The sequence below is a fragment of the Acinetobacter sp. P1(2023) genome, assembly GCF_028367635.1.
GTDB lineage: Bacteria > Pseudomonadota > Gammaproteobacteria > Pseudomonadales > Moraxellaceae > Acinetobacter > Acinetobacter pittii_E.
On the sequence record NZ_JAQNDD010000008.1, the window covers coordinates 17,031 to 42,414 of the forward strand.

Genomic DNA, 25,384 nt, shown 5'->3' on the forward strand with positions numbered 1-25,384 from the left:
TAGTTCAGTCTTCATCATTTGCATTATGCAAGAAGACGAGTACGCATTTTTTCAAGCTTGTTAAGCGCAGAATCATCTATCACTTGATCGCCTGCACGAATTACAACACCTGCAATAAGCTCAGGTTTAACTTCAACTGAAACAGTTACTGTGCTGTTAAAACGCTTTTCTAAAGCAGATTTCAACAGTTGCTCTTGTTCAGCAGTTAACGGGAAAGCCGATTCAATCACGACATCCACATTGTTGTTATTCTGTGATTTAAGCTGTTCATATTCTGCTTCAATTTCAGGTAACAACATTAAACGATCGTTATCTGCAAGAAGTGTCAAAAAGTTAGACACTGCTTGAGATTGATCTTCACCTAAAACTTTAGCAAAAAGCTTCACTTGCTCCGCAGGAGTAAGTTCAGGGCGATTTAAATAAGCGGAAAATGCTTCGTCTTGCACCGCAGCACTGAGCACTTGTAACGCATTCGACCAATTGTCTGTTGCACCTTGCTCAGAAGCATAAGCAAATGCTGCTTTGGCATACGGACGTGCCAACGTCAAGAGTTCAGCCATAATTCGCCTCGCTTAAAGTTTAGCAGCCAGCTGAGACAGCATGGCGTTATGAGCTTCTGCATCAACTTGCTGGTTCAGGATTTTTTCTGCACCAGTTACTGCCAAAGCAGCTACTTGTTGACGTAATTCTTCGCGAGCAGAATTGATTTCTTGATCAACAGCTTCTTTAGCCTGTTGACGAATACGCTCACCTTCAGCCGCAGCTTGAGTACGAGCTTCTTCGATCAATTGCGCTGCACGACGGTTCGCTTGTTCGATCAATTGAGCCGCTTGTGCTTTAGCTGCATCAAGCTCTTGCTTAACTTGCGCTTGTGCATCGGCAAGGTCAGCTTTCGCTTTTTCTGCTGCATTTAAGCCATCAGCGATTTTACGCTGACGCTCACTAATCGCATTGATTAGTGGTGGCCAAACAAACTTCATGCAGAATGCAACAAAGAATGCAAACGCAATCGCTTGACCAATCAATGTGAGGTTGATATTCATTGCAATTCCTCAAATAGTGGATTTAGGAATTAAGATGATTAACCTACAAATGGATTAGCGAAGATGAAGAACAAGCCAATACCAACACCGATCATAGGCACAGCATCAAGAAGACCCGCGATTAAGAACATACGAGTTTGAAGTTGTGGAGCCAATTCTGGTTGACGAGCAACAGCTTCTAAAAAGCGACCACCCAAAAGACCAAAACCAATCGCAGTACCCAAAGCACCGAAAGCGATCAAGATAGCAGATGCAATTGCAACTAGACCTAAAGTGAGTTCCATGAAAAATTCCTCAGAGGTTAGGTTATTACCAAATTAAATTAAAAAAATTCAGCCCAACCATCATTTGATAGTTAGGCAATACCATTAATGTTTTTCGCTTGCCATGCTCAAGTAAACGATGGTAAGCATCATAAAGATGAATGCCTGCAACGTGATTACAAGAATGTGGAAGATCGCCCAAGGCACAGACAACGCCCATTGAATCCAGAACGGCAATAAAGCAATTAGGATAAAGATCAACTCACCGGCATACATGTTACCGAATAGTCGGAGAGCTAATGAAATCGGACGAGCAAGGAATGTTACCAATTCCAAAATCAAGTTCACTGGAATAAGCAACGCTTTTGCAACTGGGTTACTTGGGTTAAATGGGTTAAGTGCCAACTCGCCAACGAAACCACCAACACCCTTTTCGCGGATGCTGTAGAACAAGATAAGTACAAATACAGATAAAGACATACCTAAAGTAATGTTTGGATCTGTAGATGGAACGATCTTGAAGTAAACGTGGTGAGGGTCCATACCAAATACGTTTGCACCTACAAACGCTGCAACTTGAGGAATCCAGTCAACTGGGATCAAGTCCATTAAGTTCATGAGGAAAATCCACACGAAAATAGTGAGTGCAAGCGGAGCGATTAAACGTGATTTGCCATGAAAAGTATCACGGACACTTGAGTCAACAAACTCGATGATCATTTCAATTGCAGACTGGAATTTAGTTGGAACACCTGCATTAGCAGCTTTCGCAACGATCCAGAATAACAAACAGAAAATAACACCAAGGCCAATTGACCAACCCATTGAATCCAAGTGAATTGCAGTGAACCCCATCGAATGAGCTTCTTCAGCAGTCTCAGCCAATTTCCATGTACCGTCTGGCATTTTGCCATAGGTCATATTGGTCAAGTGATGCTTGATATACTCTGTCGAAGTGAGGGCATGTTCTTCAGCAGCCATAAATCACACCTGGTCAATGTCAATTACTAAAAAGAAGGGAAACGAACATCGGCGCACTGTCGATATCTCGCTACCCTCCAAAAAATCTTCAATTCTTCTTGTTTCTACACCCGTTTTTGTAGACGTGACACCCAGAACGGAGCGACCCACGACATTGCCTGAACGAGAATAAAACCAAACAGCAATGCTAACGGTGATAAAGGTTTAACATTGCTCAAAATCAAAATAAATCCAACGATCATGATTGCAAATTTGCCTAACATGCCCCTATACATGTTAGACAGCACTTGTTTTGATGCTCGTGCACCTGCTGTTCTGAAGGATTGCCACGAAAAATAACTCGTCGCAAGCCAGCAGACCAACGCACCAAGTGCCGCACTTAATGCTGCTGTCATGTCTTTTATGCTCCACGCTACAAGAGCGGAAACAGGGATCATACATGCTTGTAAGAAGACCAAAGCTTTTGCTAATCGTCGGTCAATCAAGCGACTAGTTTGGCTCATTTTTATCCACTCACAGCATAAATGCTTGACAAGTTTAGCTGATGATCGCTTTTAATCGCAGGCATTATAGAGTTACACCCCTGAACATGCAATCTTTTCCCGACTTTAGTCGGGGTTTTTCATGACAGGTGGTGCTGACGCTACAGTCAGCCTTTGTTTATTTTTTATGTTACTTTTGCGTACTTAATACACATTTATCAGTTTTTATTGCCAGTTTCTTCCATGCAGTGACGAAATCATCCTCATTATTCATGCTCTCGTCTACTGGCTGAAAAGTAATGTTACCTAATTTTTGATATTGATTCTTAGTGGTAAAACTTTCTGCCAATAAACACATCTGAGCTTTTGGTCGGCTATCATTAAGATACTTAATTTGAGCTGCTGTTGGCGCCACATGAGGATCATCTGTTAAAGCACCAGCGAATTTTAAGTTTAATGAACGCTCTAAATATTGATAGGCGTCATGATATGCCCAATATGGCTTACCATTACTTGAGCTATCATAGGCTTGGCCGCCTGTAACATTTTACGAGCAAAGATATTGGCATTATTCCAGTACTTTGCCTTATTTTCAGAGTGTTGCTGAGAGCGTAAAGCAGCAATAAAGAAACCGATTCGAACTGCATTGTTGGGCTCTAACCATACATGAGTATCTACTGTATTAGGTAAAGCTGCACCACGTGTACTGCGCTGCGGCAAAACAGAAACGATGCCACTATCTAATAGTGCAATTGCCTTTTTATTATTACCCAACAACTTATTTAAAGGCGCTTCATGCGCTTTACCCAGCCAAATCACCAAAGATGCGTCATTAATTGCTTTACGGTGTGCTGGAGTTAATTGTACGTCATGTCCAGTTTGCCCTTTTAATAAGAGTTGTGGTTCTTCAACCCCCTGAGTGACTTCTTTTGCAATCAGATAAATCGGGTGCGTAGAAACCACCAAACCCTGACTCCACCCTAACGTACTCAAAAGAGAGAACATACTGAAAACAAAAAAACGGAACATGACAGACCATCAATTTAAATTAGCTCGAAGCATGTTATAATATAACAAAGTTACAAAAATACCTAAGATTAATCGAATGAAGCATCGCTTCATGCTAATATTCCGTTAAAAATTCGAGGTTATCCTTATGAGTTCCTGCTCGCATGAACATCATGATTCTTTGCATGGTGTGCATGATCACCACAATGTCGCAAGCCGTTTAGCTGAAGCAGAAAGTTTATGTTCTGCGACTGGTGCACGTCTTACACCTTTGCGCAAAGAAGTTCTGGAACTCATTTTAAATGCGTCAGGTCCAATGGGCGCCTATGACTTATTGGCACGTATAAAAAGTCAAACTGATCGCCCTGCTGCGCCTCCAACTGTATATAGAACTTTAGATTTCTTATTAGAAAAAGGGCTCATTCACCGCCTAACTTCTATTAATGCTTATATTCCTTGCTGCCACCCGCGTGAAGGCCATCAAGCAGCATTCTTAATTTGTACTGAATGTCATATGGTTAAAGAGGCCTCTTCCCAAGGTCTTACACACCAGCTTGACCAGCTTGCAGCTTCAGATGACTTTATGGCTCAACACAGCATTATTGAAATTTCGGGGAAATGCCAACAGTGCCGCACAACTCCTTAAATCCTATGTTAATTCAGCTTGAGCAGGTTTCTGTTCATCGTGATGATCGGGATATATTAAAAAAAGTTGATTTTTCCCTGCATCAGAATGAAATCGTGTCCTTAATTGGTCCTAATGGTGCAGGTAAATCAACACTAATTAAAGTTCTACTCGGTATTCTCCAGCCGAGTAGCGGACGTGTGATCAATCATAAAAAACTTAAAATGGCTTATGTGCCACAAAAGTTTAACCCGTCACACAGCCTACCTTTGCGTGTTCAAGACCTACTAGACCTAGAAAAATGTACCCCTGCCCTGCGTCAGGAAATTATTCAAGACACGGGTATTTCAAAGTTACAACAATCAAAAGTACAACAACTTTCCGGTGGAGAGCGCCAACGAGTACTATTGGCTCGCGCTCTACTTCGCCAACCAGATATTTTAGTTCTTGATGAACCCATGCAAGGTCTAGACATTCAGTCAGAAGCGGAACTTTATGATTATGTCCGCAGTCTGCCAGAACGATATGGGTGTGCGATCTTAATTGTTTCTCATGACTTACAATGGGTTATGCAAGGAACACATCGTGTAGTATGTTTAAATAAACATATTTGCTGTAGCGGGCTACCCGAGAATATCCAACAACACCCTGAATATCAGGCAATCTTTGGAACCCAAAGGGTCTTCTATCAACATCATCATGACCATTGTGCTCACGGTGATGCTGCACACCCCTGCCCTCATAATGACCGCCCTCACATTCACCCAGAACCGGAAGCTTAAGCCATGATGGAATGGTTACAATTATTGTTGCCCGCATGGATTATGGGAACCCTGCTGGTATTTTTGACCGCGCCTCTGGGTTGTCTGATGCTTTGGAGACGTATGTCTTTTTTTGCTGATACGATGGCGCACGGTACACTACTTGGGGTTGCTATTGCTGGAGCCTTAAGTCTTCCATTATGGCTTGGCGTTGCAGGTACGGCGGTTTTACTGGTAGGCGTTTTATGGGCTTTACATGACAATCGCTTACCCAATGATGCTCTACTAGCCTTATGTTCAGCGACCTTACTGTGTAGTGGCTTACTATTTATTCAACATGTTCCAAGCTTAAGACCAGAGCTTTTAAGTTATTTATTTGGCGACTTGCTCAGCATTGATTGGCCCGACTTACCCGTTTTCACTTTAATTATTGCGATATCACTCGTGATTCTTTATCGTTTTTGGCAGCCGCAAATACAGTTTGCAATTGATCCGGATATCGCAATTAGTGAAGGGGTGAATGCAAACTGGCAACGCCTTATTTTTATGCTGTTATTAGCTTTATTTACAGTTTTAGCTTTGCGTGCTGTAGGTTCTTTGCTAATGGGTGCATTACTGGTGATCCCCGCTTTAAGCGCTCGCCTATTGGCAAATTCGCCAAAGCAAATGGTGATTTGGGCATTTGTGTTAGCACAGCTCGGCGTTAGTGTCGGTTTATGGTCAAGTGCAGCACTCAATATCTCTACAGGCCTTAGCATTGTTTTATGTATGGCTTTGAGTTTTGCTGTTATTTTTATAACTCAAAAACTAAAAAATAAGACACAGGCGGCCTAAGTTAGGACGCCTGATGAACTGTGCTTAATAATAAAGCCGCACAACTAAACATCACAGCAAAGCCCCGATTTAAATATTTTTGCTGTCTAGGGGATCGAAGTAATCTTAAAACCTTTGACGCCAATCCCGTGTATCCTGCCATTACTATCAAATCAATCGTAATCATAGTGGCTGCCATAATTAGATACTGTATCCATTGAGGCTTACTCAAATCCAAAAACTGCGGCAACACAGCCAATAGAAACACTATCGCTTTAGGATTACTAATATTGATCACAAAACCATTTAATAGCAAAGCCGAAGCAGACTTATTTCTTTTTTCTTGTTGAATTTCTATATCTTTCACAGGTGCTGTCCACTGCGAATAAGCAAGATATAACAAATACGCCACACCGAACCATTTAACAAACTGAAAAGCTAAAGGAGTCGTTGCAAATAAGACCCCAACACCTGCTGCCACCACCATAATTTGAAGCAGCAAAGCAATTTGCATCCCAATCACATTCCAGTAACCATGTCTAAAGCCATAATTTAGACCACTCGACATTGAAGCAATAGCTCCAGCACCCGGAGAGATACTAATAACCCAACAGGCCAACATATAGGCAAACCAAACTTGCAAAGACATAGTAAAAATAGACAATAAAAATGGAATTATACTGTTTTATAAAACGATATTGATGAGAATTCAAACAATAAAATCAAGAAATAGACTACTAACCGCTCTTCGCATCAGGCACAATAATTACAGCTCATACTAAATTATAATTGAGGAGATACCTTCCAATGACTGCTCAATCTGTCATTTTGCCGTTGCCATCAGATCATGCCCGTTTTATTGTTCTTCGTTTAAAAGACTTATCAATTGATGAATTAAAAGAACAAATTGAAGCGTTGTTTGAAACACGCGACCGTCTCATTACTCAGCATTCAGACGCGCAAATTAAAACAGCAGTCGCTTTTGGTCCAGAACTTTGGAAGCAACTTTACAGCCAATCTCCTGCTGGCTTTAAACAACTTGAACCAGAAAATGGCGCATTCAACATGCCAGCTGTACCAGCTGATGTGCTTATTCATATTGCTAGTATGCGTTCTGATATTTGTTTTGCATTAAGCCAAGCATTTTTTGAAGGTATTAAGGATAAAGTGGAAGTTCTTGATGAGCGTGTTTGCTTCCGTTATTTCGATGGCCGAGATATTACAGGCTTTATAGACGGTACAGAAAATCCTCAATTTCCAGATGACCGCGCAGAAACAGCTCTTCTACCCGAAGAGGCTGGTGTATTTGCTGATGGTAGTTTCATTTTCGCACAGCGCTATGCACACGACTTAGAAAAATGGAAAAAACTTAAAGTTGATGCTCAAGAAAATGTCATGGGCCGTACCAAGCTTGAATCTATTGAATTAGATGATGACGTTAAACCGGAAAATGCCCATGTCGCCCGTACTGTTGTTGAAGATGATGAAGGCGAAGAAATGGAAATCTTGCGCCATAGTCTGCCTTATGGCGACGGCAGAGGTGATCAAGGTTTATTTTTTATTGCCTACACCAAGGACCTGAACATTATTGATGCCATGTTAAAACGTATGTTCGGTACAAGTGGGGATGGTATTCACGACCGCTTATTGCATTTCGTGACACCACTAGACGGCGCATATTACTTTGCACCTAGCGAAGAATTACTCGAAGAAATTTTAGAAGGATAAAATAAAAAAAGAGGAGCTTAAGCTCCTCTTTTTACATTTTCATTCTTAGAAAGGAATACGCTTATATTTGCGATATTCAGGTTTCCAGAATGATTGATCGATTTTTTGTTGTAGCAAATCATCACTAATCGTTACGGCCACTCCATCTGCCATGGCAGCTTTCGCAACTTCAAATGCAATCACTTTAGAGACTTGCTGAATTTCACCTAAAGGTGGTAATAGATCAGCTTGTGGATCTTTCAGTAATGGTGAGCAATTCGCTAAAGCACTACTTGAAGCCATTAACATATTTTCAGTAACCCGTTTAGCACCTGATGCCACCACACCTAAACCAATGCCTGGGAAAATGTACGAGTTATTACACTGAGAAATATTATAAAGTTTGCCGTGATGATTAACAGGAGCAAACGGGCTACCTGTTGCAATTAATGCTCTACCTTCAGTCCACTCCACAATATCAGCCGGTACTGCTTCAACACGAGAAGTTGGATTAGACAATGGCATGACAATTGGGCGCTCACAATTCGCCGCCATGGTCTTGATAATCTCCTCTGTAAACAGACCCGGTTGACCAGAAACCCCAATTAACACTGTAGGCTTAGCGTTTTTAACAACATCAAGTAGTGAAATCACTTCTTCAATATTGCCCCACTGATCAACCACCTCAGCTTTTTGCGCTAACTTACGTTGGAAATCTAATAGGTTTGGCTGATTTTCGGTAATCAAACCAAAGCGATCCACCATGTAAACACGTGCACGTGCTTCCGCGTCCGTCAAACCTTCAGCAACCATTTGCGCAACAATTTGCTCTGCAATACCGCATCCCGCAGAGCCCGCGCCTAAGAAAGCAATTGTTTGATCTTTTAATTGCTTGCCTGCTGCACGACTTGCAGCAATCAAACTACCTACGGATACCGCTGCTGTTCCTTGAATATCATCGTTAAAACAACAAATTTTATCGCGATATTTTTCTAAAAGTGGCATCGCATTTTTTTGTGCGAAATCTTCAAACTGAATTAATGCTTTTGGCCAACGACGCTTTACAGCTTCAATCACCATATCGACAAATGCATAATATTCATCACCACTAATACGTGGCTGACGCCAACCCATATAGATTGGGTCATTTAACAATTGTGGATTGTTCGTCCCTACATCAATCGTGATTGGCAATGTATACGCTGGGCTAATTCCACCACAAGCGGTGTAGAGTGAAAGTTTCCCAATAGGAATACCCATGCCACCAATACCTTGGTCACCAAGACCTAAGATACGTTCACCATCAGTAATCACGATCACTTTTACATTATTTTTATTTACGTTTTGCAAAATATCATCAATCACATCACGATCTGGATATGAAATAAAAACACCACGATGACGACGATAGATATCGGAGAAACGCTGACATGCTTCACCCACGGTTGGGGTATAAATAATCGGCATCATTTCTTCAAGATGATTTTCGATTAAATGATAGAACAAGGTTTCATTGGTATCTTGGATATTACGCAGATAGATGTGACGGTTAATATCGTCAGTAAAAGCGCAATACTGCTGATAAGAGCGCTGGCTCTGCTCTTCAATAGTTTCAATAATATGGGGGAGTAAACCGTGTAAGTTAAAGTTACTTCTTTCTTCTTCAGTGAAAGCCGAACCTTTATTCAAAAGGGGTAACTCTAAAAGTGTAAAACCTGCATATGGAATATAAAGGGGATGTTTACTTGGGTGTCCTGATATCATTGCCTATCTCATTTTCCAGCTTAGAGTAGAGAAAAACACGTTTTGTATGGTCTCTAAAACTCTTTGTGCGTATAAGCTTAAGCCTAATTCGTTCAAAATAGATATTTTAAACCGTGATGTCAAAATTAAACACTATTTAGTTAAAACATGTTTAAAAATAACCAATAAAAATCAACATCTTATTATTTCTATATTTTTAAAAGTTTCTTTTATTTACTCATTTTTGAAAGCCATAATTATATGATTTATTAGTGAGAGGTATTTCCACAGGAAATAATCTTGAATTTAACACCTATTTTATAAATCAAAATCACCTAAAAGGTTTGTAATTCTTAATTTTCAGAATAATAAGGTTATTCACCAGCCAACATTCATTTAAAAAATAATCATCAGTAATTTGCATAAAGAATCATTGGAATATTAAATCCTCCCCCCAAGTCATCGGAAATTTGCTATATTTGACGTTTTTCTGCGACATCTATTTTCGATTGATATGAATACGGCAATACAAGCAGCTCTCGACCATGCAGTGCAAACTCTTCAACAAGAAGGGGTGCTTCCTTCCGACTGGAAAAACACAAGCAACTTAACACGCACCAAAGACCGAAGCCATGGCGACTTTGCTTCTAATATTGCCATGATCGGTTCGAAAGCTGCTGGTATGAAACCACGCGATTTAGCTGAGAAAGTTCTAGCTGCATTACCAGAAGTGGCAGATATTAGTAAAGCTGAAATCGCAGGTCCCGGATTTATTAACTTCTTTTTAAATGCAGACCAACGCTTCGCAATTCTTGATCAAATTCAAGCACAAAAAGAAATCTTTGGTCGTAGCCAAGCAAATGCAGCGAAAAAAATTCAAGTTGAATTTGTTTCTGCAAACCCGACGTCTAGCCTACATGTAGGTCATGGACGTGGTGCGGCATATGGTATGACTGTTGCGAATTTACTTGAAGCAACGGGTGCTAAAGTTGACCGTGAGTACTACGTGAATGATGCAGGTCGTCAAATGGATATTTTGGCGACTTCTACTTATTTACGTTATTTAGAATTACTTGGACAGAACCTTGTATTCCCTAAAAATGCATATCAAGGCGATTACGTTAAAGAAATCGCACAAGGTATTATTGATAAAGATGGCGATGCTTACGTTCGTGAAGTTGCGAATGTTTATAAAGATGTACCAGAAGATGTGCAATATGCTGAAGAGCTAGATAGCGAAGGCAACAAAGTTGTGTTATCTGGTGATAAAGAAAAGCATATTGATGGCCTTATTGCCAACTCACAACAATTATTAGGTGAAGGCTACCGTGTATTCCACCAAGCAGCGCTTCATGCCATTTTAGATGACATTAAAGATGACCTTGCGGACTTCGGTGTAACTTTCAATCAATGGTTTAGTGAAGCGTCTCTTAGTGCAAAAATTGATGAAGCTTTAGAAACACTAGATCAACGTGGCTTCCTTTATGAAAAAGATGGCAACATCTGGTTTAAATCGACTGAATTTGGCGATGAAAAAGACCGTGTTGTTAAGCGTCGTAATGGCCAAACCACTTACTTTGCATCTGACATTGCATACCACTTAAATAAATTACAACGTGGTTATACTGACCTTATCGATATTTGGGGTTCTGACCACCATGGCTATATTTCTCGCGTAAAAGCGGCAATTGATGCAATGGGTTATGACTCTAAAAAACTAACTGTACTTTTAGTTCAGTTCGTAAGTTTATGGCGTGGCGGCGAGATGGTTCAAATGTCATCTCGTTCAGGTCAGTTTGTGACTTTACGCGACTTACGTAAAGAAGTTGGCAATGACGCAGCTCGTTTCTATTATGTGATGCGTAAGAGTGAACAACACATTGACTTTGACCTCGACCTTGCTGTTTCACAAAGTAAAGACAATGCTGTGTACTATATTCAATATGCACATGCACGTATTTGCCGTATGTTAGAAAAAGCAGCAAGCACAGACTTACAATTTGATGTAAATACTGCTCGCCCACATGCAGCTCGCTTATCTCTTGATGCAGAAACCGAGATTCTTGCTAAACTGGCAGCTTACCCAGATGCGGTAGTACGTGCTGCAAATGCATATGAACCTCATCAGGTTGGTAACTACTTAAAAGAGTTAGCTGCACTGTTCCACGGTTGGTACAATGAACATAAAGTATTAAGCGATGATGCAGAGCTTACACAAGCCCGTTTATTACTTTCAATCAATGTACAACAAGTGTTGCGTAATGGTTTAGAATTACTTGGTGTATCTGCACCAGAATCTATGTAATAAATATATTGCATGACATCGAAACAAAGGTCATGCAATATAGTAAGCGGTGGTTTGTACAGTTAAACTATCAGTACAAACCCCTGTTTTTAGCATCGTAAGACGAGAATCAAACTCGAATTAAAAAACAATCAAAATACAGAGGAATAATCCACGTGTTTGGCAAAACGCAACGCGGTGTATCTGAAAGACCTAATAAGCCTAAAAAGCCCCTAATTCCCAAATGGTTAGGGACACTTGTCGCTATTTTGGCGGTCTTATGTATCGCTGTAATGCTTATGCTTTGGAAACCTTGGCAACCTGTTCCTGCAAAAAATCAGATTACCTCTGAACATTATCAAGAAGAAGATACCAATAAAGACTATCGTTTCTACGATCTATTACCTCAGCAACAGGTTACTCCTATTCCTGAACAAGCAATCCCTGAAAGTAAAAATCAAGGCACTGCTATGATTGTTGAGGCACCAAGTACAACTCAACCCGCTGCTTCTGAAAGTGCAGGAATTGACCCTAATCAATCAGCTACTATTCCTCAGCAACCTACTTATATTTTACAAGTTCGTAGTTATAACGATCCTGATCAGGCCGATGCCCGCCGTGCAGAAATCATTTTAAATGGCTTATCTGCTGACGTAGTTAAAAGTACTGAAAATGGCCAAACATGGTATCGCGTTATTTCCGGACCTTATGACACTCAAGATGCCGCATTGGCTGCTCAGCAGACCTTACAACACAGTGGTATTGACTCCATTGTGATCAAACGTAAATAAAATGAAAATAAAAAGGAACAAATATTTGTTCCTTTTCTTTTAAATATCAACGCAATTCCTTTCACTAGAACCAATCCCCTTTTGTTTCGCTTTTTGAAACGCGGGTCTTTGCTGAATACGATATAAAAAAGCTTGAATATGAGGATATTTACCCTGCAAGCGAGATTGTAAAGCTTCCAAAGGAAAGCTCATTTGAATATCAGCAAATGAAAAATCACCTGCGAAATATTCGTGCTCAGCCAAATAGTTTTCTAAAAAACTAATATGATCTTTCATACGAGGGCGAACAAAATTTGCCTTTACGCCTTCTGTAATTTTTTTAGCTACCGGTTGAATTAACCATGGCACATGCTTGTTTACACTATTCATGACCAAAGTCATCACCAATAACGGCATTAGTGAACCTTCTGCATAGTGCATCCAGTAAATATACTGCTGTAAATCTTGAGGTTCTGTAGGTTTAAATTGTTGTTTCTGATCATAACGCTGCTGTAAATATTCTAAGATCACAGCAGATTCTGCGATGACTTGCTCATCATCGGTCAAAATTGGAGCTTTGCCTAATGGGTGAATACATTTCAATGTTTCTGGAGCAGAGTAGTTAGGTAAGCGTTGATAATAATGAATATCATAATTCAAGCCTAACTCTTCTAAAGCCCATAAAATTCGAAACGATCGCGAACATTCCAGGTGGTGCACACTAATCATGTTAATGCCTGCTTTTATTTTTCTTTTTACATAAAAAACAGCATGTGAACATGCTGTTTTATTCCATTTGTGGGATGGATATAAAATCATCCACCTCAACAAAATAGCATTTTTACGCTGTAACAAGCACAGTATGAATGTCTAAACTACGTAACAAAGTTTTAGTGACTGGGGTTTTACCACACACCAACAAGATTTTTTGTTGAAGTTCTTCATCGGGTAAATCTTTAAAAAAAATACGACGTTCAATATGTTCTTCATGCTCTCTATTGGTATGAAAATCGATTTCAACCCAAAACTCACCAAAATCATAACCCTTATGCTTTGCATACATTCTTAAAGTAATGAGCGTACAAGCGGCCAAACTTCCAGTGAGTAAATCATACGGCGCTGGACCTTGATCTTGTCCTTCCAACTTCTCTGGCTCATCACAAAAATATTGATGGCGACCACTCGTGATTTCACCCTTCCATTGTCCAGCAAGGGGCTTTGCTTTACTGCTTGCGATTACTGCTGTCATTTTGATGCTCTCATTTGATCTGGAAGAACAGGTGCTTCTAAACGCGCACCTACATAATCTGGAATTTCACCAAAACGTGCATCATGGTTAATCCATTGCTCACGGGCTTCTTTTAAATCATCCATTGTACGTGCAACAAAGTTCCACCATAGCAAAATTGGTGTTTCAAACGGTTCACCGCCAATCAAAAGAATACGATTGCCTTTTTTTACTTCGATCTCGATTTCACTAAGACCAGTATCTAAGACCACCATGTTGTCAGCAGTTAACTCGTGGCCATTCACATGGGCAACACCGTCAAGCGCCATAAAACCGTATTCATAATTAGGGTTTAGTGGAATACGAGTTTTTGTATCTTGAGTAGCAATTAAATCAACACCAACTAACGGCGTATGTACCACAACTGGAGAAGTCGTTGCTAAATACTCACCTACAAGCACAGTAAATTCTAGACTATCTTTTTCAACTACAGGGAGTTCAGGGTAATGTTCAAATTTCGGATCCATATTGCGCTTATCATCCGGTAAGGCAATCCAGAGCTGCGCAGCGTGCATTTGAGTTTCTGTATCAGGCGCAACTTCTGTATGTGAAATCCCGTGTCCCGCTGTCATTAAGTTAACTTGCTTAGGACGAATGAGTTGTTTTGAGCCTAAGCTATCGGTATGCATCATGGTGCCTTCAATCATCCACGTGAAGGTTTGCAAACCAATATGAGGATGAGGGCCAACATCTAAACCATCGCCTGCTGGAAAAGTTACTGGGCCCGCATGATCTAAGAAACACCACGCACCAATCATTCGTTTTTGACGGCTAGGTAAAGCTCGCTTAATAACTGTCCCCTGCCCAATTTCAGCAGAGCGAATTGGAAATTCTTGAATAAACTGATTGGCAAATTTCTCACAATCCTTTGAATCAGAAATATCGTAATCATTATTATTGCTCATGATATTACTCTCTTTTACCTATGCTTTTGCAATGAGTTGTTCTAATGATCTTAACAATACACTCATTATTCAATATAGTCTTTTAGTAATACACAGGGTGTTATGAATGAAACAATCAAAGTTTTTAATTACAGAAAATTAATTTTCATCTTTAAAAGTTAAGTAATAAAAAAGGACGCTAATGCGTCCTTTTCTTTACCAACAAACAGAGGAAAATTATTCCCACTCAATTGTTGCTGGTGGTTTAGATGACACGTCGTATACAACACGTGATACATCTTTAATTTCATTCATAATACGCGTTGAGATTTTATCAACTAGTTCGTATGGTAAATGTGCAAAACGAGCTGTCATAAAGTCAACTGTTTCAACTGCACGAAGTGCAATCACCCATGCGTAACGACGGCCATCACCTACCACACCAACTGACTTAACCGGTTGGAATACGGCAAATGCTTGAGCAGTTTTATCATACCAACCACTGTCGCGAAGCTCTTGCATGAAGATGTCATCAGCAAGACGAAGAATATCTGCATATTCTTTTTTCACTTCACCCAGAATACGAACGCCTAAACCAGGGCCCGGGAATGGATGACGGTAAATCATGCTGTGTGGCAAGCCAAGTGTAGTACCTAATTTACGTACTTCATCTTTGAACAAGTCACGTAATGGCTCTACCAATTCAAATTCTAAATCGTCTGGTAAACCGCCCACGTTGTGGTGAGATTTAATAACGTGTGCTTTACCTTGTTTGCTTGCAGCAGATTCGATTACGTCTGGGTAAATCGTACCTTGTGCCAAGAATTTCACGCCATCAAGTTTACGTGCTTCTTCAGCAAAAACTTCAATGAACTCACGACCAATAATTTTACGTTTTTTCTCGGGATCAACTTCGCCAGCCAATGCAGTTAAGAAACGTTGTTCAGCATCTGCACGAATAACACGGATACCCATGTTTTCAGCAAACATTTGCATCACTTGGTCACCTTCGTTTAAACGAAGTAAACCGTTGTCAACGAATACACATGTTAACTGGTCGCCAATTGCTTTATGTAAAAGCGCAGCAACGACAGATGAGTCAACACCGCCAGAAAGACCTAAAAGAACTTTTTCATCGCCTATTTGTTCACGTAATTGCTCTACGCGTAAATCAATGATGTGTTCAGGTGTCCAAAGACCACCACATCCACAAATTTTGTGAACGAAGTTTGCAAGTAACTCTTCACCTTTTGCCGTGTGCGTTACTTCTGGGTGGAATTGCACGCCATAGAAACGACGCGCTTCATCACTTACAGCAGCAACTGGACAACTTGGTGTGCTTGCAGTAATGCTAAAGCCTTCTGGAATCTGGCTAACTTTATCACCATGACTCATCCAAACATGAAGTTGGTTTTCACGGTCTTGTAAGTTACCAATCAGTTGGTCGCGTTTAACGATATCAACTTCAGCATAACCAAACTCATGCACAGTACCCGGCTCAACTTTACCGCCTAACTGTTCAGACATGGTTTGCAAGCCATAGCAAATACCCAATACTGGAACGCCTAGCTCAAACACCACTTGTGGTGCACGAGGGCTGCCTTCTTCATGCACACTCTCAGGTCCACCTGACAAAATAATGCCATTTGGCTTAAAAGCGCGAATGTCTTCTTCAGACATATCAAAAGCATACATTTCAGAGTAAACACCAGCTTCACGCACACGACGTGCAATGAGCTGACTATATTGAGAGCCGAAATCCAGAATCAGGATACGATCTTCAGTAATTTGAGTATTGGTAGTCATGACAAACCACTAAATGGCAAAAGAATTAAGCGCGCCATTTTAACATTTTTCACGCTTCGGCGCACCGCAAATCATCATATATCTTATTTTTTTCATATCAGAATCATTTCTACAATTAGATTGTTTGATATAAATTAAAATTTACTTATATTTATCAAATATCTGGAGTAGACTTAAAAACTCCCCGTGTATTGATAAATTCATCACATTCTATGCAACATCACCATGAATTTGATGATAAGATTACCCGATAAAACAGGCATTACCATGGAAAGGTAAATACCATAAGCGATATTTGTCTGTGCTTAAACAATTATCCATTTTTATGGCTTGTTGCCCCCTATCAAAATCAATAGAAATCTAAGGAACAACAATGCTTCAAACTATGATTGCAGATTTCCAGCAACATTTTTGGTTGTATATCTCTATTCCTTTTATGAGTGGTTTAATTGGCTATATCACCAAAGTGATTGCTATCCAGATGATGTTTTCGCCACTTGAGTTTAAAGGCATTAAACCATTTTTAGGTTGGCAAGGTATTGTGCCGCGCAAAGCAGAGAAGATGGCAACCATTGCTGTTGAACTCATGACAGCCAAGCTCATTAAACCTGAAGAAATTTTTGCACGCCTAGATCCTAAACGTATTGCCAAAGAAATAGAAAAACCACTACTTGCAGCAGCTGAAGATATTACCCGCGACGTCGCTCAAGAATATCAGCCCGGTTTATGGGAAGGCATGCCAGAATTTGCTCGCCAAAGACTTATCCGTCGAGTGCAATCCAAAGCACCGGAGATTGTTGAACACATCATGAGTGAAGTACAGCGTGATGTGAACCGATATTTTGATATTAAAAACCTAGTTATCAGCAACTTGCTTAAAGATAAACGCCTACTCAACAATATTTTTAAACGTGTAGGCAAACAAGAATTTAAATTTTTCAGTAATGTTGGTTTTGTATTTGGTTTCGGTATTGGTGTGATTCAGATGCTGTGCTGGATTGTCACTCAAGGAAAGTATCCTTGGATGCTGCCAATGTTTGGTGGTTTTGTTGGTTTTTTCAGTGACTGGATCGCACTGCAAATGATGTTTAGACCGCTCTATCCTAAAAAGATCTTGGGTTACACATGGCAAGGGCTGTTTATTAAACGTCAAAATGAAGTTGCAGCTGACTATGCAGCTTTAATTTCCAAACAGCTTTTAACTTCACGTCATATGATGGAAGAGCTATTTTCCGGTACACATTCTGCACGTGTTATTGATCTGGTTAACCGCCATGTCAAACAAGAAATTGATATGCAAGCTGGGGTGATTCGTCCCTTAGTTGTATATGCAATTGGCGGAGAAAAATATCAGAATATGAAATCACAAGTTGCTGAACGTATTATGCAACAGCTTCCAGAGACGATGAAATATGTAGAGTCTTATGCAGAAGATGCTATGAATATTCGTAGCACACTTATTGAACGTATGCAGAAATTAACACCTTCTGAATTTGAAGGGATGTTACGTCCTGCATTTAAAGAAGATGAGTGGGCCTTGATTGCAGTTGGTGCAGTGCTTGGTTTCGTGGTTGGGGAATTGCAAATCCAATTTATGCTCTAATTTTTAAAATAAAGAAATAAAAAAACCGGATGAATTGCTCATCCGGTTTTTATTTTGTCTTACATCTTATTTTTCGATTGCATGATCTAAACTAATACGACCAGCACCATGAAGCATCAAAAAGAATAAACCGCCTGCTATAGCTAAGTTTTTCATAAAATGGATGCCATTGTTATATTGCGCCGCTGCATCAGCCCCACCTTGGTGAAACAAGAATGCTGTTAAAATACTGAAGATACCAAGTCCAAAAGCTGCAAAGCGTGCTTGGAAACCAAACAATAAGGCTAAACCACCACCAAACTCAACCAAGATAACTAATGGGAGAATTCCACCCGGAACACCCATGGCTTCCATATATCCTGCAGTTGCTGCATAACCCGTAATTTTCCCCCAACCTGCAACAAGGAAGATATAGGCGATAAGAAGACGCGCAACAAGGCTAATAAAACTGTCCGTGCCTGATTGCGTTACGATATTTTTGACCACTACATTTGGATTAAACATTTTGCCACCTTTATTTAAATGCTTATTTATTGATGAGCTCATTCTAGGTTTGGGACATTGATAATTAAATACTCAAAATCCATATATATCGTTGCACAAACAGGATGATCAATTTGTATATTTTTGATGTTTTATACTGACTTTCTATAGGCTCACTGCTAGGATTTGAGCACGGTTTACCACTTAAACATCTCATGGAACTTCTTGATTTTATTCTACACGTTGATCAGCATCTCGCCGAGTTTATTACAAATTACGGGACGTGGATTTATGGCATTTTATTTTTAATTATCTTTGTCGAAACCGGTTTAGTGGTCATGCCGTTTTTACCGGGCGATAGTTTGTTATTCGCAGCTGGTGCTTTAGCAGCCTCTACTGGTGCGATGGATCCATGGTTGTTGGGGGCTCTACTCTTCATTGCTGCGGTTTTAGGCGATACGGTGAACTACCATATTGGGCGTTTTATCGGTCCGCGTGTGTTTGAAATGAATTCCAGATTTATTAATAAGCAACATTTAATTAAAACTCAAGAATTCTTTGCTCGTCATGGTGGCAAGACCATTATTTTTGCTCGTTTCGTTCCATTTGCTCGTACCTTTGCACCTTTTGTTGCTGGTGCCGGCAGTATGAACTATAAGTTTTTCTTAACTTATAATGTGATCGGAGCATTTTGTTGGGTCGCTTCTTTTGTGACGTTAGGGTATTTATTTGGAAATATGCCAATCGTTAAAGATAACTTCACCCATCTTATTTTTGGCATCATCATTATCAGCGTTTTACCGGGTATTATCGGCTTTATTCGTGAAAAACTAAAAAACCGAAAAGCCAACGTTTGAGATTGATTTAGAAGAAACGGAATACCACCGGAAGCATACATAAAATGAGTAACATAGCCGATCCTTTATATAAATGATCGGCTTTTATTTTTTGCATTGAACCTGTCAATAGAGCACGTCCAAAAATCATCCAGAAACTCGCCGCAGGAATAAGAGTTAAAGTAAAAGCGGCAAAAACCATAAGAAAATTTTCAGGCGAATTCCATGTTTCAGCTGGGAAAATACCTGCAGCAAATAGTAAAGATTTCGGATTTCTCAAAGTTGAGAAGAATAATTGACGTGGGCGAATGTTACGGTGAGTTTGACTAAATTGTTGTAAATGGTTGGTTTTCCATAAACGAAATGCCATCCAGAACACATATATCACACTTGTAATATGCAAAATGAGCAGTAGTGCAGGCCAAACTGGGGCTGCCAAATGAATAAACACAGCCCAAAAGCTAATACCATAGGCATAGCCTAACCATTCCATTGGAATAAGCCAAAACGCTTTAGTTAAACCTTGAGAATGAGCAGCGGTTGCAAGTAAAGCATTTGTCGGCCCCGGAATGAGCAAAACAGCCAACATTGCCAATACAAAAAACCAACTCTCAATCATAAAGTTTCCATAATATCCAAGATGGGGCCACCTTAAACGAAACAGGCAAAATATAGCAAGTTTATGAAGCTTTTTGATTACAGAAAATGCAGGATTTTAGAAGCTTAAAAATGAATAACTGATTTATTTATATTGATTTTATTATGAAACATTTTGCTAAACTTTATTCATCACAATATGCTTTTATTAGCATATTGTGATGTCAAATTGACTATTAATTCGTCTTTTTTCGAACAATAATCGGGCAATTCTTGAACTGAGAAGCCTGAACAATCGCTTCTTGTTGGCCTAAAACACGTGAAAGTTCGGTATTTTTCGTTGAAGAAGATTGCCCCATATTTACAGAAATAGATGGACCGAATCCCCAACCGCCTCGTCCCCAGCCACCACCGAGCCCAAGACCAACACCCATACCAGTACTTTTAGGCGTTTGCACCCCATTGTCGATATATTGCTGAATACGGTTATATTCACTTTGTAACTGTTGGCAGCTCAAAGATTGATATTGTGTCGGAGACACATACGTCGGTTTTACCGTTGTAGCACAAGCGCCAAGGAGTAAAGTGGCTGCCACCAAAGGCGCAATATATAAGCCTTTCATCATTTTTCTCTTATCGTTTTGGCTCAATCTCACCAAATAATGTCTCATAAGCCTGAGTCAATTTATGTTCTGGTGCCAAATGGGCCAAAGGTAAATTTTTCTGATGCGATTCTTTCATTAAAATCGAAGGCGGTAACATGCTCTTGAGCACAGGCAACCCTTCATCTTTTAACTGCTGAACCACTTCCCGAGGTAATTTTGCTTGGGATTGGAATTGATTCACCACAATTCCCTCAATTTCCAAGCGATCATTATGATCATCTTGCGTTTCGAGAACATTTTCAATCAATGTTTGTAACGCACGCTTTGAAAAAACATCACAATCGAAAGGAATGAGTACCTTATCTGCCGCAATGAGCGCAGACAAAGTAAAGAAGTTAAATGCTGGTGGTGTGTCTATATAGATACGGTCATATCGTCCAACTAAGTTTTGGATCGAATCACGTAATTTATAAATTTTATGTTTACTTTCAAGTGCATGCTCAAGCGCACCAAGTGTAGGACTAGCTGGAAGCACGTCTAATTTTGCAAAAGGAGTTGAATGTACAAAACTGTCGAGATCTTTATTTCGTGGGGCTTTTAAAATTGAACCTAGCGCATTACCGATTAGACCTTTTTGTTGATTGTTCCCCAACACATCTTCAAAAAAGTTTTTGATATTCGGTTCTAAAATTGATTTTTCAGCAGAATAGGTCGCTTCATCGCCTAAGAGATACTGACTAGAGTTGGCTTGAGGATCAAGGTCAATCACCAATGTCCTTAAACCATGTTTGGCACTAATTGCAGCCAAATTTACAGTAATACTTGATTTCCCTACACCGCCTTTTTGGTTAAACACCACACGAGTTAACATTTTTCCCTCTGCATATTTTTTTACTGTATGCAGTTTAACCTAGAGCTTAATCAAAAAGGCAAAGAATGTAGAACAATTAAGCAAAAACAGGTTTCACAATCACTAAAATAATAATAGCAATAAATGCAAGCGCACTAATGATCAAACCTGCACGGCGCTGTGCCAATAAAAGAGTGTCATCTTTTTTAAAGGCTTTCATGAGAGAAGATAACAGTACTAAAAATAAAATAATTTTAGCGTAAAACCATGGCTGTACTTGAAAGTCCTTCATGACCAATAAAATCGCACCCGTAATAAAAACCACGGTAAACGACAAATGTTGTAAGGCAACTAATACTTTACGCCCTGCTGGATTGGGCTGTTGGCCTTGCACACCTATAAACAGTGTGGAAGCGCGTAAAACAAACACCATAAGTGCGGCAGCCACCGCAGTCATATGAATAATTTTAGTGAGTAAATGTGCATCCATGGAATTAACCCTTAACTTTTAGGTGCATGTGCACATTCTGGGCTAGCAGGTGCTTGACCTTGCCATTCACTTGGCAAATAGGCATGAATTGCTAAAGCATGAATTTGGCCAGGATTCATTAAGTCTGAAGCTAAGGCATAAACCTTCTGATGACGTTGAACCAAACGTAACCCATTAAATTCTTCACTCACTACAATCACTTTAAAATGTGACTCTTTACCTGGGAAATAACCACCATGTCCAGCCGACTCATTAATAACTTCCAAATGGCTAGGTGCAAGTTTTTTTAACCGTTCAATCAACTGTTGTTCAAGGCTCATAGCTTTTCCTTTTACGATTATTCGTATATTTGAACCTAGTATACCCTGTCTACACATAAACAAAAGTTGCTCTTGTATGCTTTGGCTCCAAACAAAATGTCTATTTATTCGGCAACTTAACGATAAAAATACCTCTAATTGCTCATTTCTGTTTTTATTTTATGCAATCAGCATATTTATTTGCATAAAGTTGTTGACCCATGTTTCGCTTAATGTATTATAAGCGGCACGCGGGAATAGCTCAGTTGGTAGAGCATAACCTTGCCAAGGTTGGGGTCGCGAGTTCGAGTCTCGTTTCCCGCTCCAAATTTAAAAGGCCCTAGTCGAAAGACTGGGGCTTTTTTCTTTTCATTGATTCATAATTTCTTTACGGTCTATCTATTTACAGCATAATTCATTGAGAATAACTCAGCTCAAAGCCAAATATTTCATTACTAGATTCATATTTTTAAATTGTCAGTTATAACGATTCAATCTAGTTATATTTACAAGGCGTTGGAGTTATTCGATGCGTAGATATAAAGGGTAATAATTGAAAACAGTCCAAGTTAAAGCGTTCTAGGCTATGGCTTTCCTGCAAACATATAGAAAATATGAAGTTAGAATCATATATATAGCTTTCAAAATAATACTCTTCTGTCTTTTGAGCATCATTGGTTGAGTCGAGAAACTGTATATGCTCAGGCAACACATGAAAGTTGAGCTTCTTTAAATGACGGCTCATTCCTTCGCCAGTACATTTGATATAAGCCTCTTTTAAGGTCCATATTTGAAAAAACCGCTGAAATACACTGAATGGATCAGTGAGTTCTTTCTTTTTAATCCATTCAATTTCAGTCGGTGCTAACACACTATCAACACGCATCCACTCGAACTCACGATCCACTTGTTCAATATCCACTCCTATTTCCCCTTCTTCAGTCACGGCAAGAATAATAACGTCCGCTGAGTGAGTAAGATTAAAATACACAGCCTTGCTGCCTTGTACAAAAGGCTTGCCGTTGGGATGTAATTGAATATTAACTTGATGAGGTGAGATGCCTAGCTTATCTGCCAAGACAGTCTTCACTAATACTCGAGAGATCAAGAAAAGGCGAGCCGCCTTAGAATGATATTGATCATATCTCAGTTTCTCTGCCGAACTGAGAAAGCCTAGATAATGACTCAATACCATATGGTCTTGTGGTACCCGTGAAACTGGGCAGACATAAACCTGCACTTGGGCACGATCAGACATTAGGAAGCGGTAGTGCTGTTGTATTTCATCAGAACAGGTGCGAGATAGGCAGAAACCGCATCTACATGTGTAACGTGTGGATTATGGCCTGCGCCAGCGATAATATGTATAGGGATATTTGAGCTTATTGTGGTAACAATTGGATCTTTATCTCCCACAATGATTTCAACTTTAGAACTAAGTTCATTTAACAAAGCTGTCTGAGTTGCTCGCTGCTGCGGCAAACTAATACGGTGCATATACTCACTAATATGCTTGGCTACCGACACTCGACGTAATGAATCCATTGCATAACCAACAGACGGATTTTGTTGTCCATCTGGATGTAGGTCTTTAGCAATCATATCTTTTGGCACAAAACGGAAAATCAGATTAGATATAGCTTGTATCTGAAACATTTTAGCGGCCTGCACCTGAACAAAATAAGGTGATATGAGGATGAGGCGTGCAACTTTATCTGGATATTTCTTTGCAAGATTCAATGCAAAAAGACATCCTAATGAATGTGCAATAACAACACTATTTGGTACTAAAAGCTTTGCAGCGGCATCAATAAATTGATGGTTGTTGTCTTCCATCATCTCATAACTGCCTGAACGTCCAAGTCCCGGCAGGTCCATCATAGCGACCTGATCGTATGCGATTTTATTGATGATTGGAGACCAGCATGCACTATCAAATGGGATCCCATGTAAAAATAATGCAGATGATGTGTCAGAACTAATCGGCTGTTTAGTATAGATTTCTGTCCAATATCGATTCTGATAGCTGAAATGACTAGGTGTTGGTACTTGTATACGGCCAAAGCGTGTAAGCACCAAACGATCAATCCAACGAGAAAAATAAGGAGTGACATTGATCAGGTCTGCGATGCCCATTTTCGCTGCCATCGCCTCTGCCCCAGCAACATGATAGTGCTCGGTAGAAATGAAAGAGAGTTGTTCTTTAGAACCATCAAGTAATACCTCAGGTAATTTCTCTAATAGACCTTTGGGTACTTGTAAATGTGGTGTGCTAACTCCCAAATGCTCGGCAGCTAGGTGAACGAGACGATGAAATTTCGGCGTCGAAGGATCAAGCAACATATACTCCTGAGCAATAGTCTCAGGATAAAACATCGTTCGGATCAAAAAGCTCACGATATACTGCATATTGCATAGTGGCAGGAATGTGTCACGACCACCTGGCAATGCCAGCAGACGTCCCTTATAGAGCTTATCAATCATGTCAGCAATACCAATATATTGCATATCGCCATAGTTATAAAAACCATCAATGACTGTCGCTGGATTTATTGCAGTCCATGGCACATTTAAACGCTTACACGCTTCAATGAAAGCTTGATAACCCAAAATTTTTGAAGCTTCATAGCCACCATGTTTGCAATACAACTCATCAGCTGACTCTTGTGGCGGAGTAGCCACACGATATCCACCAATCCAGATAAATCGCTCAAGCTGCTTCAATGTTGCAGCCCATTCAATCAAGGCAACTCCTGACTTAATATTGGTACGCTCAGCTTCAGCTTTGCTAATACCCCAATTAAAGGATGCAGCAAGATGATAAATCACATGGATCTTTGCCTGAGCATCCGCTAGCAGAGAGTCCAGCTTAAAATCGCGGCTTAAATCATATTCGACAAACGAAATAGACGGATCGACCAGCCCTTCTGTTGCAATGAAACCTAACAGCTTATCTTTCTTGGTTGCAGCATTACGCAGCGCAGCAATCACCTGATGACCTTCATTCAGAAGATCAACAATCAGTCTGCTACCAATAAAACCTGCTGCACCTGTTACTAATATGGTCTTCCGTGAAAAATTATCTTTTTTTGCGTTATTTAAATTATCCATAAATCACCTTATTAGGTGCTGGGCATTCCAGCATTGTTTTGAAGCGAATTAT

General features: G+C 39.9%; 27 protein-coding genes, 1 tRNA gene and 1 pseudogene. 9 read left to right on the forward strand and 20 right to left on the reverse strand.

Features of this window, described 5'->3' with window-relative positions; all coding sequences use genetic code 11:
- Window positions 1–23: 23 nt before the first annotated feature.
- From POD11_RS12545 to POD11_RS12570, 6 genes and pseudogenes are all read right to left on the reverse strand, one after another.
- On the reverse strand, window positions 24–560 hold the full coding sequence (locus tag POD11_RS12545; RefSeq protein ID WP_002114070.1) for a F0F1 ATP synthase subunit delta: 537 nt from the start codon (window positions 558–560) through the stop codon (window positions 24–26).
- A 12-nt stretch (window positions 561–572) separates the two neighbouring features.
- Entirely contained in the window at window positions 573–1,043 is a 471-nt protein-coding gene (locus tag POD11_RS12550; protein ID WP_001024691.1) for a F0F1 ATP synthase subunit B, read from the reverse strand.
- 38 nt (window positions 1,044–1,081) lie between these two features.
- Window positions 1,082–1,327: a F0F1 ATP synthase subunit C gene (atpE, locus tag POD11_RS12555; RefSeq protein WP_000424060.1), complete on the reverse strand. Its 246-nt coding sequence runs from the start codon at window positions 1,325–1,327 to the stop codon at window positions 1,082–1,084.
- Window positions 1,328–1,411: 84 nt separating this feature from the next.
- A complete protein-coding gene (atpB, locus tag POD11_RS12560) occupies window positions 1,412–2,287 on the reverse strand; it encodes a F0F1 ATP synthase subunit A (protein ID WP_016142501.1) in 876 nt (291 codons plus the stop codon).
- A 104-nt stretch (window positions 2,288–2,391) separates the two neighbouring features.
- Window positions 2,392–2,790: an ATP synthase subunit I gene (locus POD11_RS12565; protein WP_002114124.1), complete on the reverse strand. Its 399-nt coding sequence runs from the start codon at window positions 2,788–2,790 to the stop codon at window positions 2,392–2,394.
- A gap of 169 nt (window positions 2,791–2,959) precedes the next feature.
- Window positions 2,960–3,798: pseudogene (locus POD11_RS12570) on the reverse strand (metal ABC transporter solute-binding protein, Zn/Mn family).
- A 127-nt stretch (window positions 3,799–3,925) separates the two neighbouring features.
- Here POD11_RS12570 and POD11_RS12575 point away from each other — a divergent pair.
- From POD11_RS12575 to znuB, 3 genes are read left to right on the forward strand one after another with little or no spacing between them, the layout of a single operon-like run.
- The gene (locus tag POD11_RS12575; RefSeq protein WP_016142503.1) at window positions 3,926–4,423 is read left to right on the forward strand and encodes a transcriptional repressor; all 498 of its coding nucleotides are present in this window, start codon (window positions 3,926–3,928) and stop codon (window positions 4,421–4,423) included.
- Complete coding sequence (gene znuC / locus POD11_RS12580; RefSeq protein ID WP_262457355.1) at window positions 4,396–5,184, forward strand: zinc ABC transporter ATP-binding protein ZnuC; 789 nt, start codon at window positions 4,396–4,398, stop codon at window positions 5,182–5,184. The genes POD11_RS12575 and znuC overlap by 28 nt, the downstream gene beginning before the upstream one ends.
- Window positions 5,185–5,187: 3 nt before the next feature.
- Window positions 5,188–5,997, forward strand: a complete 810-nt coding sequence (gene znuB / locus POD11_RS12585) for a zinc ABC transporter permease subunit ZnuB (RefSeq protein ID WP_262457356.1) — start codon at window positions 5,188–5,190, stop codon at window positions 5,995–5,997.
- A 1-nt stretch (window position 5,998) separates the two neighbouring features.
- On the opposite strand, the gene POD11_RS12590 is transcribed toward znuB, so the two are convergent.
- Entirely contained in the window at window positions 5,999–6,625 is a 627-nt protein-coding gene (locus POD11_RS12590) for a LysE family transporter (RefSeq protein WP_262457358.1), read from the reverse strand.
- A 158-nt stretch (window positions 6,626–6,783) separates the two neighbouring features.
- On the opposite strand from POD11_RS12590, the gene POD11_RS12595 reads away from it, so the two are divergent.
- Window positions 6,784–7,704, forward strand: a complete 921-nt coding sequence (locus POD11_RS12595) for a Dyp-type peroxidase (protein WP_125699634.1) — start codon at window positions 6,784–6,786, stop codon at window positions 7,702–7,704.
- Window positions 7,705–7,749: 45 nt separating this feature from the next.
- Here POD11_RS12595 and POD11_RS12600 read toward each other — a convergent pair whose 3' ends face one another.
- Window positions 7,750–9,447, reverse strand: a complete 1,698-nt coding sequence (locus tag POD11_RS12600) for an NAD-dependent malic enzyme (RefSeq protein WP_262457360.1) — start codon at window positions 9,445–9,447, stop codon at window positions 7,750–7,752.
- A gap of 493 nt (window positions 9,448–9,940) precedes the next feature.
- Between POD11_RS12600 and argS the strand changes: the two genes are divergently transcribed.
- Complete coding sequence (gene argS, locus POD11_RS12605; protein ID WP_239969549.1) at window positions 9,941–11,731, forward strand: arginine--tRNA ligase; 1,791 nt, start codon at window positions 9,941–9,943, stop codon at window positions 11,729–11,731.
- Between the two features lie 155 nt (window positions 11,732–11,886).
- Window positions 11,887–12,501, forward strand: a complete 615-nt coding sequence (locus POD11_RS12610; RefSeq protein WP_262457362.1) for an SPOR domain-containing protein — start codon at window positions 11,887–11,889, stop codon at window positions 12,499–12,501.
- A 39-nt stretch (window positions 12,502–12,540) separates the two neighbouring features.
- On the opposite strand, the gene POD11_RS12615 is transcribed toward POD11_RS12610, so the two are convergent.
- From POD11_RS12615 to guaA, 4 genes are all read right to left on the reverse strand, one after another.
- Complete coding sequence (locus POD11_RS12615) at window positions 12,541–13,209, reverse strand: glutathione S-transferase (RefSeq protein WP_016142511.1); 669 nt, start codon at window positions 13,207–13,209, stop codon at window positions 12,541–12,543.
- 112 nt (window positions 13,210–13,321) lie between these two features.
- Window positions 13,322–13,729, reverse strand: a complete 408-nt coding sequence (locus POD11_RS12620; RefSeq protein ID WP_262457364.1) for an OsmC family protein — start codon at window positions 13,727–13,729, stop codon at window positions 13,322–13,324.
- Window positions 13,726–14,673, reverse strand: a complete 948-nt coding sequence (locus POD11_RS12625) for a pirin family protein (RefSeq protein WP_262457366.1) — start codon at window positions 14,671–14,673, stop codon at window positions 13,726–13,728. The genes POD11_RS12620 and POD11_RS12625 overlap by 4 nt, the downstream gene beginning before the upstream one ends.
- 216 nt (window positions 14,674–14,889) lie before the next feature.
- Complete coding sequence (guaA, locus tag POD11_RS12630; RefSeq protein ID WP_016142514.1) at window positions 14,890–16,458, reverse strand: glutamine-hydrolyzing GMP synthase; 1,569 nt, start codon at window positions 16,456–16,458, stop codon at window positions 14,890–14,892.
- A 385-nt stretch (window positions 16,459–16,843) separates the two neighbouring features.
- Here guaA and POD11_RS12635 point away from each other — a divergent pair, with 385 nt between their 5' ends.
- On the forward strand, window positions 16,844–18,061 hold the full coding sequence (locus POD11_RS12635) for a DUF445 domain-containing protein (RefSeq protein WP_171067955.1): 1,218 nt from the start codon (window positions 16,844–16,846) through the stop codon (window positions 18,059–18,061).
- Window positions 18,062–18,127: 66 nt separating this feature from the next.
- Here the strand turns inward: POD11_RS12635 and POD11_RS12640 are convergent, their stop codons facing one another.
- A complete protein-coding gene (locus tag POD11_RS12640) occupies window positions 18,128–18,565 on the reverse strand; it encodes a DoxX family protein (RefSeq protein ID WP_262457368.1) in 438 nt (145 codons plus the stop codon).
- Window positions 18,566–18,759: 194 nt separating this feature from the next.
- Between POD11_RS12640 and POD11_RS12645 the strand changes: the two genes are divergently transcribed.
- On the forward strand, window positions 18,760–19,401 hold the full coding sequence (locus POD11_RS12645; protein WP_009387649.1) for a DedA family protein: 642 nt from the start codon (window positions 18,760–18,762) through the stop codon (window positions 19,399–19,401).
- Window positions 19,402–19,408: 7 nt separating this feature from the next.
- Here the strand turns inward: POD11_RS12645 and POD11_RS12650 are convergent, their stop codons facing one another.
- The 5 genes from POD11_RS12650 to POD11_RS12670 form a co-directional block, all read right to left on the reverse strand.
- Entirely contained in the window at window positions 19,409–19,999 is a 591-nt protein-coding gene (locus tag POD11_RS12650; RefSeq protein ID WP_239969565.1) for a LysE family translocator, read from the reverse strand.
- A gap of 214 nt (window positions 20,000–20,213) precedes the next feature.
- Window positions 20,214–20,600: a hypothetical protein gene (locus tag POD11_RS12655; RefSeq protein WP_262457370.1), complete on the reverse strand. Its 387-nt coding sequence runs from the start codon at window positions 20,598–20,600 to the stop codon at window positions 20,214–20,216.
- A 10-nt stretch (window positions 20,601–20,610) separates the two neighbouring features.
- Window positions 20,611–21,453, reverse strand: a complete 843-nt coding sequence (locus POD11_RS12660) for a ParA family protein (RefSeq protein ID WP_262457371.1) — start codon at window positions 21,451–21,453, stop codon at window positions 20,611–20,613.
- A gap of 76 nt (window positions 21,454–21,529) precedes the next feature.
- Window positions 21,530–21,922, reverse strand: a complete 393-nt coding sequence (locus POD11_RS12665; RefSeq protein WP_262457372.1) for a SirB2 family protein — start codon at window positions 21,920–21,922, stop codon at window positions 21,530–21,532.
- A gap of 11 nt (window positions 21,923–21,933) precedes the next feature.
- Complete coding sequence (locus POD11_RS12670) at window positions 21,934–22,242, reverse strand: BolA family protein (RefSeq protein WP_239969580.1); 309 nt, start codon at window positions 22,240–22,242, stop codon at window positions 21,934–21,936.
- 230 nt (window positions 22,243–22,472) lie between these two features.
- Here POD11_RS12670 and POD11_RS12675 point away from each other — a divergent pair.
- A tRNA-Gly gene (locus POD11_RS12675) sits at window positions 22,473–22,548 on the forward strand.
- A 169-nt stretch (window positions 22,549–22,717) separates the two neighbouring features.
- On the opposite strand, the gene POD11_RS12680 is transcribed toward POD11_RS12675, so the two are convergent.
- The gene (locus tag POD11_RS12680) at window positions 22,718–23,479 is read right to left on the reverse strand and encodes a 4'-phosphopantetheinyl transferase family protein (RefSeq protein WP_239969582.1); all 762 of its coding nucleotides are present in this window, start codon (window positions 23,477–23,479) and stop codon (window positions 22,718–22,720) included.
- On the reverse strand, window positions 23,479–25,332 hold the full coding sequence (locus POD11_RS12685) for an alpha/beta fold hydrolase (protein ID WP_262457375.1): 1,854 nt from the start codon (window positions 25,330–25,332) through the stop codon (window positions 23,479–23,481). Before POD11_RS12685 ends, POD11_RS12680 begins: the two co-directional genes overlap by 1 nt.
- Between the last annotated feature and the right edge of the window lie 52 nt (window positions 25,333–25,384).

Excerpts from the sequence above, each read along its gene's own strand:
- POD11_RS12590 (WP_262457358.1), bottom strand. The coding sequence starts at position 6,625 with ATGTCTTTGCAAGTTTGGTTTGCCTATATGTTGGCCTGTTGGGTTATT.
- POD11_RS12670 (WP_239969580.1), bottom strand. The coding sequence starts at position 22,242 with ATGAGCCTTGAACAACAGTTGATTGAACGGTTAAAAAAACTTGCACCT.
- POD11_RS12660 (WP_262457371.1), bottom strand. The coding sequence starts at position 21,453 with ATGTTAACTCGTGTGGTGTTTAACCAAAAAGGCGGTGTAGGGAAATCA.
- POD11_RS12650 (WP_239969565.1), bottom strand. The coding sequence starts at position 19,999 with ATGATTGAGAGTTGGTTTTTTGTATTGGCAATGTTGGCTGTTTTGCTC.
- POD11_RS12565 (WP_002114124.1), bottom strand. The coding sequence starts at position 2,790 with ATGAGCCAAACTAGTCGCTTGATTGACCGACGATTAGCAAAAGCTTTG.
- POD11_RS12595 (WP_125699634.1), top strand. The coding sequence starts at position 6,784 with ATGACTGCTCAATCTGTCATTTTGCCGTTGCCATCAGATCATGCCCGT.
- POD11_RS12655 (WP_262457370.1), bottom strand. The coding sequence starts at position 20,600 with ATGAAAGGCTTATATATTGCGCCTTTGGTGGCAGCCACTTTACTCCTT.
- POD11_RS12545 (WP_002114070.1), bottom strand. The coding sequence starts at position 560 with ATGGCTGAACTCTTGACGTTGGCACGTCCGTATGCCAAAGCAGCATTT.
- POD11_RS12575 (WP_016142503.1), top strand. The coding sequence starts at position 3,926 with ATGAGTTCCTGCTCGCATGAACATCATGATTCTTTGCATGGTGTGCAT.
- POD11_RS12640 (WP_262457368.1), bottom strand. The coding sequence starts at position 18,565 with ATGTTTAATCCAAATGTAGTGGTCAAAAATATCGTAACGCAATCAGGC.
- POD11_RS12550 (WP_001024691.1), bottom strand. The coding sequence starts at position 1,043 with ATGAATATCAACCTCACATTGATTGGTCAAGCGATTGCGTTTGCATTC.
- atpE (WP_000424060.1), bottom strand. The coding sequence starts at position 1,327 with ATGGAACTCACTTTAGGTCTAGTTGCAATTGCATCTGCTATCTTGATC.
- atpB (WP_016142501.1), bottom strand. The coding sequence starts at position 2,287 with ATGGCTGCTGAAGAACATGCCCTCACTTCGACAGAGTATATCAAGCAT.
- POD11_RS12625 (WP_262457366.1), bottom strand. The coding sequence starts at position 14,673 with ATGAGCAATAATAATGATTACGATATTTCTGATTCAAAGGATTGTGAG.
- guaA (WP_016142514.1), bottom strand. The coding sequence starts at position 16,458 with ATGACTACCAATACTCAAATTACTGAAGATCGTATCCTGATTCTGGAT.
- znuB (WP_262457356.1), top strand. The coding sequence starts at position 5,188 with ATGATGGAATGGTTACAATTATTGTTGCCCGCATGGATTATGGGAACC.
- znuC (WP_262457355.1), top strand. The coding sequence starts at position 4,396 with ATGCCAACAGTGCCGCACAACTCCTTAAATCCTATGTTAATTCAGCTT.
- POD11_RS12645 (WP_009387649.1), top strand. The coding sequence starts at position 18,760 with ATGGAACTTCTTGATTTTATTCTACACGTTGATCAGCATCTCGCCGAG.
- argS (WP_239969549.1), top strand. The coding sequence starts at position 9,941 with ATGAATACGGCAATACAAGCAGCTCTCGACCATGCAGTGCAAACTCTT.
- POD11_RS12600 (WP_262457360.1), bottom strand. The coding sequence starts at position 9,447 with ATGATATCAGGACACCCAAGTAAACATCCCCTTTATATTCCATATGCA.
- POD11_RS12635 (WP_171067955.1), top strand. The coding sequence starts at position 16,844 with ATGATTGCAGATTTCCAGCAACATTTTTGGTTGTATATCTCTATTCCT.
- POD11_RS12685 (WP_262457375.1), bottom strand. The coding sequence starts at position 25,332 with ATGGATAATTTAAATAACGCAAAAAAAGATAATTTTTCACGGAAGACC.
- POD11_RS12615 (WP_016142511.1), bottom strand. The coding sequence starts at position 13,209 with ATGATTAGTGTGCACCACCTGGAATGTTCGCGATCGTTTCGAATTTTA.
- POD11_RS12680 (WP_239969582.1), bottom strand. The coding sequence starts at position 23,479 with ATGTCTGATCGTGCCCAAGTGCAGGTTTATGTCTGCCCAGTTTCACGG.
- POD11_RS12620 (WP_262457364.1), bottom strand. The coding sequence starts at position 13,729 with ATGACAGCAGTAATCGCAAGCAGTAAAGCAAAGCCCCTTGCTGGACAA.
- POD11_RS12665 (WP_262457372.1), bottom strand. The coding sequence starts at position 21,922 with ATGGATGCACATTTACTCACTAAAATTATTCATATGACTGCGGTGGCT.